Source organism: Bradyrhizobium sp. T-12 (assembly GCF_058314695.1).
The window spans coordinates 394,432-407,900 of record NZ_CM177756.1; the positions used below are offsets into that span (position 1 = coordinate 394,432).

Here is a 13,469-nt window from a genome sequence, read left to right on the forward strand (position 1 = left end):
ATGCACATAGCCGTGTTGATGCTCGCCTTCATGACAATAGCGAACCCGGCTTGGGCGGACGCGACAAAACCGGTCAAGCTGGTCGTCCTCGGCGATTCCCTGAGCGCCGGTCTCGGCCTTCCGGCCCAGGAGGCATTCCCCCAGAAACTTCAAAAAGCCTTGCAGGCCAAAGGCATAGCAGTCGACATGACCAATGCCGGGGTGTCCGGCGACACCACCTCGGGGGGGCGCGACCGGCTCGACTGGTCGGTGCCGGACGGAACCGAGGGCGTCATCGTCGAGCTCGGCGCCAACGATGCACTTCGCGGCATCGATCCCGATTTGACGCGCGCCGCGCTCGCCGACATCATCCAGCGGCTCAAGACGCGCAAGATTCCGGTCATGCTCTGCGGCATGCTGGCGCCGCCGAACTACGGCGCCGATTATGCCGCGCGCTTCAATTCGATTTATCCGGATCTGGCGAAAAAATTCGACGTGCCGCTCTATCCTTTCTTCCTTGAAGGAGTTGCGGCCGACGCCAAGCTCAACCAGGCCGACGGCATTCATCCGACCGCTCAAGGCGTCGACGTCATCGTGGGCAACATCATGCCCACCGTCGAGGCATTCCTTGGCACGATCGCTGAGCAACGACGTTGAAAAGCATGCAGCGCCTCCTTCATACCCAGGGTTTTCCCGGGGTCAGGCGTGCGATGCTTCGCAGAGTCACACAACTGCGATAGGAATCAGGGTACCGGTGATTCGTCGCCGGCTCTAATTTGGATATGATCCTGCTCGAAGGATCGTACCCAAGCATCGGGAGTGCGAAACGATGCCGCGTTTGTTCACAGGTCTGGAAATTCCGGCCGAGATCGGCCAGTCGCTTTCCAACTTGAGGGGTGGCCTTCCCGGCGCCCGCTGGATCGATCCCGAAAATTACCACGTCACATTACGCTTCATCGGCGACATCGACGGCGTCTCCGCCAACGAGATCGCCTCGATGCTGTTTCGCGTCGATCGCAAACCGTTCGAAGTGAAGGTGCAGGGCCTCACCAGCTTCGGCGGCCGCAAGCCGCGCGCCGTCGTTGCGACCATCGCGCCGAGCAAGCCGCTGATGGAGTTGCAGGCCGAGCTCGAACGCATGATGCAGCGGATCGGTCTCAACCCGGAGGGCCGCAAGTTCATCCCGCACGTCACGCTCGCCCGGCTGCACGACGCCACCGACCGCGACGTCGCCGACTATCTCTCGCTGCGCGGCTATTTCCCCAGCAAGGCGTTCATGGCGGAGCGTTTTGTGCTGTTCTCCTCGCGCGCCTCGACCGGCGGCGGACCGTATGTGGTCGAGGACGCCTACGAGCTGTGTGAGTAGGTCCGCTCTGGTGTCCCGGACGCTGCGCAGCGCGTCCGGGACACGGAACGCATAGCGCCTCGCACCAATTCACGGCTTGCAATTTCCGCCGGTCTCTGGCGGGTAAGGGCCATGCTCTCGACCCCCAGTTCCCCATTCAGCGAAGCCTATCAGGCCCAGATCGCGTCAGGCGCTATCGAGCCGGATGCCGCGCAGGCCGAGGTCGCCGAGGCCTATGCGGCGCTCGACCAGCGGCTCGCAAGCTACAAGCCCGCGCGCAAGCAGGGGCTGCTCAGCCGCCTGTTCAGCAGCGACAAGGACGAGGCGCCGCGCGGGCTCTACATCCATGGCGAGGTCGGCCGCGGCAAGACCATGCTGATGGACCTGTTCTTCCAGCACGCGACCGTCGAGCACAAGCGGCGCGCGCACTTCCACGAATTCATGGCCGACGTGCATGAGCGCATCTACGATTATCGCCAGAGCATCGCGCGCGGCGAGATCGCCGACGGCGACGTCATCGCGCTGACCGCGAATGCGATCTTCGAGGAGAGCTGGCTGCTCTGCTTCGACGAATTCCACGTCACCGACATCGCGGACGCGATGATCCTCGGACGCCTGTTCGCAAAATTGTTCGAGCTCGGCACCGTCGTGGTCGCGACCTCCAACGTCGCGCCTGACGATCTCTACAAGGGCGGCCTGAACCGCTCGCTGTTCCTGCCCTTCATCAAGCAGATCACCGACCACATGGACGTCGCGCGGCTCGATGCGCGCACCGATTTCCGGCTGGAGAAACTTCAGGGCGTGCCGATGTGGCTGACGCCGGCGGATAGTGATGCGGATGCAGCCCTCGACCGCGCCTGGAAGCGGATGTCGGGCGGCGCCACCTGCCGCTCGCGCGACATCTCGATCAAGGGCCGCATCCTGCACGTGCCGTGCTCGGCCCATGGCGTGGCGCGGTTCTCGTTCGCCGATCTCTGCGAGAAGCCGCTGGGGGCATCCGACTACCTCAGGCTGGCGCACGACTATCACACCATCCTGGTCGACCATATTCCAGTGATGGATATCTCCCAGCGCAATGCCGCCAAGCGCTTCATCACGCTGATCGACGCGCTCTATGACAATGCGGTGAAGCTGATGGCCTCGGCCGACGCCAACCCGATCTCGCTCTACCTCGCCAACGAGGGCGTCGAGGCCATGGAGTTCAAGCGCACCGCCTCGCGCCTGATCGAGATGAGCTCGGAATCCTATCTGGCGCTGGCTCACGGCCGCAAGGATTCCACCGCCAGCGGCTCCACCAAGGGCCTGGTGGAGACTTAAGTCCTATTTGCCAGCGCTGTCATTCCGGGACGTCGCGAAGCGAGGGGCCCGGAATCCATTGCTCGGCGCGCTCTGCCGACCGATGGATTCCGGGCTCGCGACTTTCGTCGCGCCCCGGAATGACAGGGCTGCGTGCCCGCGGCCGCGCCAAGCCCGACAATTGGGCATTGGGCGACTTGAACGGGGGAGGCGAAAGGGATAACCACCCGTCTCAGTTTTCCCCTCCTTACGTGTCTAAAGGACAGGCTCACATGGCGCGCGACAAGATTGCTTTGATTGGCTCCGGTCAGATCGGCGGAACGCTGGCTCACCTCATCGGCTTGAAGGAGCTGGGCGACGTCGTGATGTTCGACATCGCCGAGGGCGTGCCGCAGGGCAAGGCGCTCGACATCGCGCAGTCCTCGCCAGTCGACGGCTTTGACGCGCATTACACCGGCGCCAACTCCTACGAAGCGCTCGACAATGCCAAGGTCTGCATCGTCACCGCCGGCGTGCCGCGCAAGCCCGGCATGAGCCGCGATGATCTGCTCTCCATCAACCTCAAGGTCATGGAGCAGGTCGGCGCCGGCATCAAGAAGTATGCGCCCGACGCGTTCGTCATCTGCATCACCAACCCGCTCGATGCGATGGTATGGGCGCTGCAGAAGGCTTCCGGCCTGCCGCACAAGAAGGTCGTCGGCATGGCCGGCGTGCTGGATTCGGCCCGCTTCCGCTACTTCCTCGCCGACGAGTTCAACGTCTCGGTCGAGGACGTCACCGCCTTCGTGCTCGGCGGCCATGGCGACACCATGGTGCCGCTGGTGAAGTATTCCACCGTTGCCGGCATCCCGCTGCCCGACCTCGTCAAGATGGGCTGGACCTCGCAGGCGCGCCTTGACGAGATCGTCGACCGCACCCGCAACGGCGGCGCCGAGATCGTCAATTTGCTCAAGACCGGCTCGGCCTTCTACGCGCCCGCCGCCTCCGCGATCGCGATGGCCGAGAGCTATCTGCGTGACAAGAAGCGCGTGCTGCCCTCGGCTGCGTATCTCAACGGCGAATACGGCGTGAAGGACATGTATGTCGGCGTGCCCGTCGTGATCGGCTCCAAGGGCGTCGAGCGCGTCGTCGAGATCGAGCTCGCCGGCAAGGACCGCGAGGCCTTCGACAAGTCGGTCGGTGCCGTGCAGGGCCTGGTCGACGCCTGCAAGAAGATCGCCCCCGATCTTCTCGGCCGCTAAGCGCTAGCAATTCCCGCCGAAGCCCGAAAACCGGTCTTCGGCGGTTTCATTTCCGGGGCCCGGTTGTCGGGACAGGCTTCGGGTCGGCAGTCCAGAGATCGATGTCAAAGAATCCGGGTTGCAGTTCCTGTGGTATATGGTATGCCAGCCACAAGACTGAGGTGGGCCCTAGAGGTCACCGCCCGCGGGTTCAGGGAGCGACCATATGAATATCCATGAATATCAGGCCAAAGCGTTGCTGGGTGAGTTCGGCGTGCCGATCTCCAAGGGCGTGCCGGTCCTCAAGGCCGCCGACGCCGAAGCCGCCGCCAAGGCGCTGCCGGGTCCGGTCTATGTGGTGAAGAGCCAGATCCATGCCGGCGGCCGCGGCAAGGGCAAGTTCAAGGAAGCCTCGGCCGGAGACAAGGGCGGCGTTCGCATCGCCAAGTCGGCCGCAGAGGTCTCCGAATTCGCCAAGCAGATGTTGGGCGCGACGCTGGTGACGATCCAGACCGGCCCCGCCGGCAAGCAGGTCAACCGCCTCTACATCGAGGACGGCTCGGACATCGACAAGGAATTCTATCTCTCGCTCCTGGTCGACCGCGAGACCTCGCGCGTGTCGTTCGTCGTCTCGACCGAGGGCGGCGTCAACATCGAGGACGTCGCGCACAACAATCCCGAGAAGATCGTGACCTTCTCCGTCGATCCCGCCACCGGCATCATGGGCCATCACGGCCGCACGGTTGCCAATGCGCTCAAGCTGTCCGGTGATCTCGCCAAGCAGGCCGAGAAGCTCACCGCGCAGCTGTTCACCGCCTTCGTCGCCAAGGACATGGCGATGCTGGAGATCAACCCGCTGGTCGTGACCAAGCAGGGCCAGCTCCGCGTGCTCGACGCCAAGGTGTCGTTCGACGACAACGCGCTGTTCCGTCACCCCGAGGTGCTCGCGCTGCGCGACGAGACCGAGGAAGACGCCAAGGAGATCGAGGCGTCCAAATACGACCTCAACTACGTCACGCTCGACGGCAACATCGGCTGCATGGTCAACGGCGCCGGTCTGGCCATGGCGACGATGGACATCATCAAGCTCTACGGCATGTCGCCGGCCAACTTCCTCGACGTCGGCGGCAGCGCCAGCAAGGAGAAGGTCGCAGCGGCGTTCAAGATCATCACCGCCGATCCCAACGTGAGGGGCATCCTGGTCAACATCTTCGGCGGCATCATGAAGTGCGACGTGATCGCCGAGGGCGTCACGGCCGCGGTGCGTGAAGTCGGCCTCAGCGTTCCCCTGGTGGTCCGCCTCGAAGGCACCAATGTCGAGCTCGGCAAGAAGATCATCCGTGAATCCGGACTGAACGTGGTGCCCGCCGACAATCTCGACGACGCCGCGCAGAAGATCGTGAAGGCCGTCAAGGGAGGCTAAGGCCATGGCCCAGGACCATCTCGCCGCATCATCTCCGCTTCCCGAGCATGCGCGCCTCGCCGCGTTCGCCGGCGAATGGGATGGCGAAGAGGTGGTCTTCCCGTCGCGCTGGACGGCGGGCGGGCCGGCGACATCGCGCACCGTCGCGCGCATGGACCTCAATGGGTTCTATCTGATCCAGGACAGTGTCCAGATGCGCGACGGCAAGCAGCTCTTCGCCACGCACGGCCTCTTCACCTACGACCGCGACGACCGGACCTACAAGCTGTTCTGGTACGACTCGCTCGGCTACACGCCGCCCTCGCCCGCGTCCGGCGGGTGGGTCGGCCAGACCCTGACGCTGGTGCGCGGCTCGCTCCGCGGCAATGCGCGCCACGTCTACGAAATCATCAATGAGAATTCCTACTCGTTGAAGATCCAGTTCTCGCCGGATGCGGAAGGCTGGGCCGACGTGCTCACCGGCGTCTACCGCCGCATCCACTGACCCTCTCACTCCGTTAGTTTCGCGAAAGCAGACCTCATGTCCATCCTGATCGACAAGAACACCAAGGTCATCTGCCAGGGCTTCACCGGCAAGAACGGCACCTTCCACTCGGAGGCCGCGATTGCCTATGGGACCAAGATGGTCGGCGGCACCTCGCCCGGCAAAGGCGGCTCGACGCATCTGGGCCTGCCGGTGTTCGACACCGTGCGCGATGCGCGTGAGAAGACCGGCGCCGACGCGTCGGTGATCTACGTGCCGCCGCCGGGCGCGGCGGACGCGATCTGCGAAGCCATCGACGCCGAGATCCCGCTGATCGTCTGCATCACCGAAGGCATTCCCGTCATCGACATGGTGCGGGTCAAGCGCTCGCTGGTCGGCTCCAAGTCGCGCCTGATCGGGCCGAACTGCCCGGGTGTCATGACCGCCGGCGAGTGCAAGATCGGCATCATGCCCGCCAACATCTTCAAGACCGGCTCGGTCGGCATCGTCTCCCGTTCGGGCACGCTGACCTATGAAGCCGTGTTCCAGACCTCCCAGGAAGGCCTCGGCCAGACCACCGCGGTCGGCATCGGCGGCGACCCGGTCAAGGGAACCGAGTTCATCGATGTCCTCGAAATGCTCCTGGCCGACCCCAAGACCGAATCGATCATCATGATCGGCGAGATCGGCGGTTCCGCCGAGGAGGACGCCGCCCAGTTCCTCAAGGACGAGGCCAAGCGCGGCCGCAAGAAGCCGATGGTCGGCTTCATCGCCGGCGTCACGGCCCCTCCCGGCCGCCGCATGGGCCATGCCGGCGCGATCATTTCGGGCGGCAAGGGCGACGCCGGTTCCAAGACCGAAGCGATGAAATCGGCAGGGATTACAGTGTCCCCGTCGCCCGCACGCCTCGGCCACACGCTTGCCGAAAAGTTGAAAGGCTAATTCACTTCTTCGTACTTTTCCGGGCGAAGTTTCGCAGCAAATAGGGTAAAGGGTGCCTGTCGCGCCGAGCCTCTGCCGGGGAGCTCGGTGCCAGCGCCGTTTGTTATGCGCGAACCGAAATCGCCAGGAACTCAAGTATGTCTCGCCAGGACGCGAACGCAGCCTTTGCCCTGTCATCCTTTTTGCAGGGCACCAACGCCACCTACATCGACGAAATCTACGCCCGCTACCAGAAGGACCCCTCCTCGGTCGACGCCGAGTGGCAGGAGTTCTTCAAGAGCCTGAATGACGCGCCTGCTGACATCAGCAAGAACGCGGAAGGCCCGTCCTGGGAGCGCGACAACTGGCCGCTCACCCCGCAGGATGACCTGACCTCCGCGCTCGACGGCAATTGGGCGGAAGTCGAGAAGGCTGTTGGTGCCAAGATCGCCGCCAAGGCGCAGGCCAAGGGCGGTGACAAGGGCGGCGCCGGCCTCTCCTCAGGCGACCTGCTCCAGGCGACGCGCGACTCGGTCCGCGCCCTGATGCTGATCCGCTCCTACCGCATGCGCGGCCACTTCCACGCCAAGCTCGATCCGCTCGGCATCGAAGCCCAGCGCAACCGCGAAGAGCTCGACCCGCGCACCTACGGCTTCAGTGAAGCCGATTTCGACCGCAAGATCTTCCTCGATCACGTGCTCGGTCTCGAATACGGCACGCTGCGCGAGATCACCGCGATCTGCGAGCGCACCTACTGCCAGACGCTCGGCGTCGAGTTCATGCACATCAGCAACGCCGCGCAGAAGGCCTGGATCCAGGAGCGCATCGAGGGACCCGACAAGGAGATCTCGTTCACCCGCGAAGGCCGCCGGGCGATCCTGATGAAGCTGGTCGAAGCCGAAGGTTTCGAAAAATTCTGCGACACCAAGTTTACCGGCACCAAGCGCTTCGGCCTCGACGGCGGCGAAGCGCTGATCCCCGCGCTCGAGCAGATCATCAAGCGCGGCGGCAATCTCGGCGTGAAGGAGATCGTGCTGGGCATGCCGCATCGCGGCCGCCTCAACGTGCTGACGCAGGTGATGGGCAAGGCCCACCGCGCCCTGTTCCACGAATTCAAGGGCGGCTCGGCCAACCCCGACGCGGTCGAAGGCTCGGGCGACGTGAAGTATCACCTCGGCGCCTCCTCGGACCGCGAGTTCGACGGCAACCGCATCCATCTGTCGCTGACGGCCAACCCCTCGCATCTCGAGATCGTCGATCCCGTCGTGCTCGGCAAGGTGCGCGCGAAGCAGGACCAGCACGGCGATCCGCCCGACATGCGCATCTCGGTGATGCCGCTCTTGATGCACGGCGACGCCGCGTTCGCCGGCCAGGGCGTGGTTGCCGAGTGCTTCGGCCTGTCGGACCTGAAGGGCTACCGCACCGGCGGCTCCGTGCACTTCATCGTCAACAACCAGATCGGCTTCACCACCTATCCGCGCTATTCGCGCTCCTCGCCTTATCCGTCGGATGTGGCGAAGATGATCGACGCGCCGATCTTCCATGTGAACGGCGATGATCCCGAAGCCGTGGTGTTCGCGGCCAAGGTCGCGACCGAATTCCGGCAGAAGTTTCACAAGCCGGTCGTCATCGACATGTGGTGCTATCGCCGCTACGGCCACAACGAGGGCGACGAGCCGGCCTTCACCCAGCCGGTGATGTACAAGCGGATCGCGGCCCATCCCTCGACGCTGACGCTCTACTCCAAGCGCCTGATCGCCGAAGGCGTGGTCACCGAGGGCGAGGTCGACAAGCTCAAGGCCGACTGGCGCGCCCGGCTCGATGCCGAGTTCGAGGCCGGCACCTCCTACAAGCCGAACAAGGCCGACTGGCTCGACGGCAAGTGGTCCGGATTCAAGATCGCCGACCAGGAAGAGGACGCCCGTCGCGGCGTCACCGGTGTCGACCTGCCCGTTCTCAAGGACATCGGCCGCAAGATCACCAAGGTGCCGGACGGTTTTCGCGTCCACCGTACCATCCAGCGCTTCCTCGACAATCGCGCCAAGGCGATCGATACCGGTGCCGGCATCGACTGGGCGACCGGCGAAGCGCTGGCGTTCTGCACGCTGCTGCAGGAAAACCACCATGTCCGTCTGTCCGGGCAGGATTCCGAGCGCGGCACCTTCTCGCAGCGCCATTCGGTCCTGATCGATCAGGAGACCGAGAACCGCTACACGCCGTTCAACCATCTCGGCAACGAGCAGGGCCATTACGAGGTCATCAACTCGCTGCTGTCGGAAGAGGCCGTGCTCGGCTTCGAATACGGCTATTCGCTCGCCGAGCCGAACACGCTGACGCTGTGGGAAGCGCAGTTCGGCGACTTCGCCAACGGTGCGCAGGTCGTGTTCGACCAGTTCATCTCCTCGGGCGAACGCAAATGGCTGCGCATGTCCGGCCTCGTCTGCCTCTTGCCGCACGGCTATGAGGGCCAGGGACCGGAGCACTCCTCGGCGCGCCTCGAGCGTTTCCTGCAGATGTGCGCGGAAGACAACATGCAGGTGGTCTACCCGACCACGCCGGCGAACTACTTCCATGCACTGCGCCGCCAGCTGCATCGCGAGATCCGCAAGCCGCTGATCATGATGACGCCGAAGTCGTTGCTGCGTCACAAGCGGGCGGTGTCGCGCCTCGAAGAGCTGGCGAAGGGAACGACCTTCCACCGCATCCTCTATGATGACGCCCAGATGCTGCCGAACGAGGCCATCAAGCTCGTTCCGGACGAGAAGGTCCGCCGCATCGTGCTGTGCTCGGGCAAGGTCTATTACGACCTCTACGAGGAGCGCGAGAAGCGCGGCATCGACGACATCTATCTGATGCGCGTCGAGCAGCTCTATCCGGTGCCGCTGAAGGCGCTGGTGGCCGAACTGTCGCGTTTCAAGAAGGCCGAAGTGGTGTGGTGCCAGGAAGAGCCCCGCAACATGGGTGCCTGGCACTTCATCGAGCCCTATCTGGAATGGGTGCTGAACCAGGTGAACGGCGCGAGCCGGCGTCCGCGTTATGTCGGCCGCGCCGCTTCCGCCGCGACCGCGACGGGTCTGATGTCCAAGCATCAGGCTCAGCTGAAGGCGTTCCTGGACGAAGCACTGAGCTGAACTTTTTGAACTGCGTCATGCCCCGCCTCGTGCGCAACGCGCTCGAGGCGGGGCACCCGGTACGCCGTGACTGCAACGTCGCGGCTTGCTGGTTGGCTTGCTTTTCGCGGGCCATTGACGACCGACCTATGACCGCATTGGCGATCCCTTAAGGAAAAGACCATGACTGAAATTCGTGTGCCGACGCTCGGCGAATCCGTCACCGAGGCCACCATCGGCCGCTGGTTCAAGAAGGCCGGCGATCCCGTCGCTGTCGACGAGCCCTTGGTGGAGCTCGAGACCGACAAGGTCACCATCGAAGTCCCCGCGCCCTCCGCCGGCACGCTGAGCGAGATCATCGCCGCTGATGGCGCGACCGTTGCGGTCGGCGCGCTGCTCGGCCAGATCACCGATGGTGCCGGTGCTGCGAAGCCTGCTGCCGCGCCCGCCAAGCCTGCCGCGGCTGCGGCCCCCGCCGCTGCTGCACCGGCTCCGGCCGCGAAGGCCGCGCCGGCCGATGCGCCGCTCGCTCCGTCAGTGCGCAAGCTCTCGGCCGAGAGCGGTGTCGACGCTTCCACCGTTCCGGGCTCCGGCAAGGACGGCCGCGTCACCAAGGGCGACATGCTGGCTGCGATCGAGCGCGCCGCCTCCGCGCCGACGCCGGTCAACCAGCCCGCTGCCGCCGTGCAGGTTCGTGCGCCGTCGCCGGCCGACGACGCCGCCCGCGAAGAGCGCGTCAAGATGACCCGGCTGCGCCAGACCATCGCGCGCCGCCTCAAGGACGTGCAGAACACCGCGGCCATGCTCACGACCTTCAACGAGGTCGACATGACCAACGTGATGGCGCTGCGCGCGCACTACAAGGATGCGTTCGAGAAGAAGCATGGCTCCAAGCTCGGCTTCATGGGCTTCTTCACCAAGGCCGTCGTGCAGGCGCTGAAGGACATCCCGGCCGTCAACGCCGAGATCGACGGCACCGATTTGATCTACAAGAACTACTACCACATCGGCGTCGCCGTCGGCACCGACAAGGGCCTCGTCGTGCCCGTGGTGCGCGACTGCGACCACAAGTCGATCGCCGACATCGAGAAGGGCATCGCCGATTTCGGCCGCCGCGCCCGTGACGGCCAGCTCAAGATCGACGAGATGCAGGGCGGCACCTTCACCATCACCAATGGCGGCATCTACGGCTCGCTGATGTCGACCCCGATCCTGAACGCGCCGCAGTCCGGCATCCTCGGCATGCACAAGATCCAGGAGCGTCCGATGGTCGTCGGCGGCAAGATCGAGGTCCGCCCGATGATGTATCTGGCGCTGTCCTACGATCACCGCGTCATCGACGGCAAGGAAGCCGTCACCTTCCTGGTGCGCGTCAAGGAGAGCCTGGAAGATCCGGCGCGCCTGGTGCTCGATCTCTGATTCCTGATGCTCTGCGAGCGCCGTCGCTACTTGCGACGGCGCGTGTCGAACCATGGAGGCGCGCGTGACCGATAAAGTCGTTGTCATCACCGGCGGCAGCCGCGGCATTGGGCGGGCGACTGCGCTTGCGGCGGCCGCGCGCGGCTATCGCGTCGTGGTCGGGTACGCCAGCAACAAGAAGGCCGCCGACGAGGTGGTCGCTACGATCGAGGCCAGCAACGGCAAGGCCGTTGCGGTGAAATGCGATGTCGCCGAGGAGCGCGACATCATCGACCTCTTCAAGGAGGCCGACAAGTTCGGCACGCTCGGGGCGCTCGTCAACAATGGCGGCATCGTCGGCACCAGCGGCGTGCGGGTCGACGAGATGTCGGCCGAGCGCATCCAGCGCGTGCTGGCGGTCAACGTCACCGGCTCGATCCTCTGCGCGCGCGAAGCCGTCAAGCGGATGTCGACCAGGCATGGCGGCCAGGGCGGCGTCATCGTCAATTTGTCGTCGGTCGCCGCCAAGCTCGGCGCGCCCAACACCTATGTCGATTATGCCGCGTCCAAGGGCGCGATCGATTCCTTCACCACCGGTCTCGGCTATGAGGTCGCCGGCGAGGGCATTCGTGTCGCGGGCATTCGCCCCGGCCTGATCGACACCGAAATCCACGCCTCCGGCGGCGAGCCCGACCGGCACCATCGCCTGGCCCATATGGTGCCGATGAAGCGCGTCGGCACCGCCGACGAGATCGCCAACGCCATCATCTGGCTGATGTCGGACGAGGCCTCCTACATCACCGCAGCCACTCTCGATGTGTCCGGCGGACGCTGAGGCGCCGCGCGGACGCTGACGCATCCTCATCACGTTAAACTCACGGGACTTTCTCTCATGGCTACCTACGATCTCGTCGTCATCGGCACCGGACCTGGCGGTTATGTCTGTGCGGTGCGCGCCAGCCAGCTCGGCATGAAAGTCGCCGTGGTCGAAAAGAACGCCACCCTCGGCGGCACCTGCCTCAATGTCGGCTGCATGCCGTCGAAGGCGCTGCTGCACGCGTCGGAAATGTTCGAGGAAGCCGGCCACTCCTTCGCCAAGATGGGCGTCAGCGTTTCCGCGCCGAAGCTCGATCTGCCCGCGATGATGAACTTCAAGCAGCAGGGCATCGACGGCAACGTCAAGGGCGTCGAGTTCCTGATGAAGAAGAACAAGATCGACGTGCTCAAGGGCACCGGCAAGATCTTGGGCACCGGCAAGGTCGAAGTCTCCGCCGACGGCAAGTCGCAGGTGGTCGAGACCAAGAACATCGTGATCGCCACCGGCTCGGACATCGCGCGCCTCAAGGGCATCGAGATCGACGAGAAGCGCATCGTGTCCTCGACCGGCGCGCTGTCGCTGGACAAGGTCCCCGGCAAGCTCCTGATCGTCGGCGCCGGCGTGATCGGCCTCGAGCTCGGCTCGGTGTGGCACCGTCTCGGCGCCGAAGTCGTCGTCGTCGAATTCTTGGACCGCATCCTGCCCGGCATGGACGGCGAGATCGCCAAGCAATTCCAGCGCATCCTCGAGAAGCAGGGCTTTGCGTTCAAGCTCGGCGCCAAGGTCACCGGCGTCGACACCTCCGGCAAGTCGCTGAAGGCGACGATCGAGCCGGCCGCCGGCGGCGCGGCCGAGACGCTGGACGCCGATGTCGTGCTCGTCTGCATCGGCCGCGTGCCCTACACCGAGGCGCTCGGCCTGAAGGAAGCCGGCGTCGCGCTCGACGCGCGCGGCCGCGTGCAGATCGATCCGCATTTCGCCACCAGCCTGAAGGGCGTCTATGCCATCGGCGACGTCGTCGCTGGGCCCATGCTGGCGCACAAGGCCGAGGATGAAGGCGTTGCGGTCGCCGAGATCATCGCCGGCCAGGCCGGCCACGTGAATTACGATGTGATTCCGGGCGTCGTGTATACCACGCCGGAAGTGTCCTCCGTCGGCAAGACCGAGGAGGAGCTGAAGCAGGCGGGCACCGCCTATACCGTCGGAAAGTTTCCGTTCACCGCCAACGGCCGCTCCAAGGTGAATCAGACCACTGACGGCTTCGTGAAGATTCTCGCAGATGCGAAGACCGATCGTGTGCTCGGCGTGCACATTATCGGCCGCGAGGCCGGCGAAATGATCCACGAGGCGGCCGTTCTCATGGAGTTTGGCGGCAGCGCGGAAGATCTCGCGCGCACCTGTCACGCCCATCCGACCCGGTCGGAGGCCATCAAGGAAGCCGCGCTTGCAGTCGGCAAGCGGGCCATCCATATGTAGCAAGCGCCCAGCGCCGAATCG

General features: G+C 64.7%; 11 protein-coding genes. All 11 read left to right on the plus strand.

Annotated features, from left to right (window positions below; genetic code table 11):
- Window positions 1-636, plus strand: coding sequence for an arylesterase (locus AC0WRY_RS01925; protein WP_194408132.1), 636 nt, complete (start codon window positions 1-3; stop codon window positions 634-636).
- 172 nt (window positions 637-808) lie between these two features.
- Window positions 809-1,345, plus strand: coding sequence for an RNA 2',3'-cyclic phosphodiesterase (thpR, locus tag AC0WRY_RS01930; protein WP_194405433.1), 537 nt, complete (start codon window positions 809-811; stop codon window positions 1,343-1,345).
- A 111-nt stretch (window positions 1,346-1,456) separates the two neighbouring features.
- Entirely contained in the window at window positions 1,457-2,641 is a 1,185-nt protein-coding gene (zapE, locus tag AC0WRY_RS01935) for a cell division protein ZapE (RefSeq protein WP_194405434.1), read from the plus strand.
- A gap of 251 nt (window positions 2,642-2,892) precedes the next feature.
- Window positions 2,893-3,861 (plus strand): malate dehydrogenase, encoded by a 969-nt coding sequence (mdh, locus tag AC0WRY_RS01940; RefSeq protein ID WP_008145224.1) that lies wholly within the window; start codon window positions 2,893-2,895, stop codon window positions 3,859-3,861.
- Window positions 3,862-4,066: 205 nt separating this feature from the next.
- Window positions 4,067-5,263, plus strand: coding sequence for an ADP-forming succinate--CoA ligase subunit beta (gene sucC, locus AC0WRY_RS01945; protein ID WP_194405435.1), 1,197 nt, complete (start codon window positions 4,067-4,069; stop codon window positions 5,261-5,263).
- A 4-nt stretch (window positions 5,264-5,267) separates the two neighbouring features.
- Complete coding sequence (locus AC0WRY_RS01950) at window positions 5,268-5,747, plus strand: DUF1579 family protein (RefSeq protein WP_194405436.1); 480 nt, start codon at window positions 5,268-5,270, stop codon at window positions 5,745-5,747.
- 36 nt (window positions 5,748-5,783) lie between these two features.
- Window positions 5,784-6,668, plus strand: coding sequence for a succinate--CoA ligase subunit alpha (sucD, locus tag AC0WRY_RS01955; protein ID WP_194405437.1), 885 nt, complete (start codon window positions 5,784-5,786; stop codon window positions 6,666-6,668).
- Between the two features lie 137 nt (window positions 6,669-6,805).
- On the plus strand, window positions 6,806-9,778 hold the full coding sequence (locus AC0WRY_RS01960; protein ID WP_194405438.1) for a 2-oxoglutarate dehydrogenase E1 component: 2,973 nt from the start codon (window positions 6,806-6,808) through the stop codon (window positions 9,776-9,778).
- A 162-nt stretch (window positions 9,779-9,940) separates the two neighbouring features.
- Window positions 9,941-11,176: a 2-oxoglutarate dehydrogenase complex dihydrolipoyllysine-residue succinyltransferase gene (gene odhB / locus AC0WRY_RS01965; RefSeq protein WP_211415077.1), complete on the plus strand. Its 1,236-nt coding sequence runs from the start codon at window positions 9,941-9,943 to the stop codon at window positions 11,174-11,176.
- 52 nt (window positions 11,177-11,228) lie between these two features.
- A complete protein-coding gene (locus AC0WRY_RS01970; protein WP_194405440.1) occupies window positions 11,229-11,990 on the plus strand; it encodes an SDR family oxidoreductase in 762 nt (253 codons plus the stop codon).
- Window positions 11,991-12,047: 57 nt separating this feature from the next.
- A complete protein-coding gene (gene lpdA / locus AC0WRY_RS01975; protein WP_194405441.1) occupies window positions 12,048-13,448 on the plus strand; it encodes a dihydrolipoyl dehydrogenase in 1,401 nt (466 codons plus the stop codon).
- The last annotated feature ends 21 nt before the right edge of the window (window positions 13,449-13,469 follow it).

Bases quoted from the DNA above. Each gene is read 5' to 3' on its own strand.
- AC0WRY_RS01925 (WP_194408132.1), top strand. From the start codon at position 1: ATGCACATAGCCGTGTTGATGCTCGCCTTCATGACAATAGCGAACCCG.
- thpR (WP_194405433.1), top strand. From the start codon at position 809: ATGCCGCGTTTGTTCACAGGTCTGGAAATTCCGGCCGAGATCGGCCAG.
- zapE (WP_194405434.1), top strand. From the start codon at position 1,457: ATGCTCTCGACCCCCAGTTCCCCATTCAGCGAAGCCTATCAGGCCCAG.
- mdh (WP_008145224.1), top strand. From the start codon at position 2,893: ATGGCGCGCGACAAGATTGCTTTGATTGGCTCCGGTCAGATCGGCGGA.
- sucC (WP_194405435.1), top strand. From the start codon at position 4,067: ATGAATATCCATGAATATCAGGCCAAAGCGTTGCTGGGTGAGTTCGGC.
- AC0WRY_RS01950 (WP_194405436.1), top strand. From the start codon at position 5,268: ATGGCCCAGGACCATCTCGCCGCATCATCTCCGCTTCCCGAGCATGCG.
- sucD (WP_194405437.1), top strand. From the start codon at position 5,784: ATGTCCATCCTGATCGACAAGAACACCAAGGTCATCTGCCAGGGCTTC.
- AC0WRY_RS01960 (WP_194405438.1), top strand. From the start codon at position 6,806: ATGTCTCGCCAGGACGCGAACGCAGCCTTTGCCCTGTCATCCTTTTTG.
- odhB (WP_211415077.1), top strand. From the start codon at position 9,941: ATGACTGAAATTCGTGTGCCGACGCTCGGCGAATCCGTCACCGAGGCC.
- AC0WRY_RS01970 (WP_194405440.1), top strand. From the start codon at position 11,229: ATGGAGGCGCGCGTGACCGATAAAGTCGTTGTCATCACCGGCGGCAGC.
- lpdA (WP_194405441.1), top strand. From the start codon at position 12,048: ATGGCTACCTACGATCTCGTCGTCATCGGCACCGGACCTGGCGGTTAT.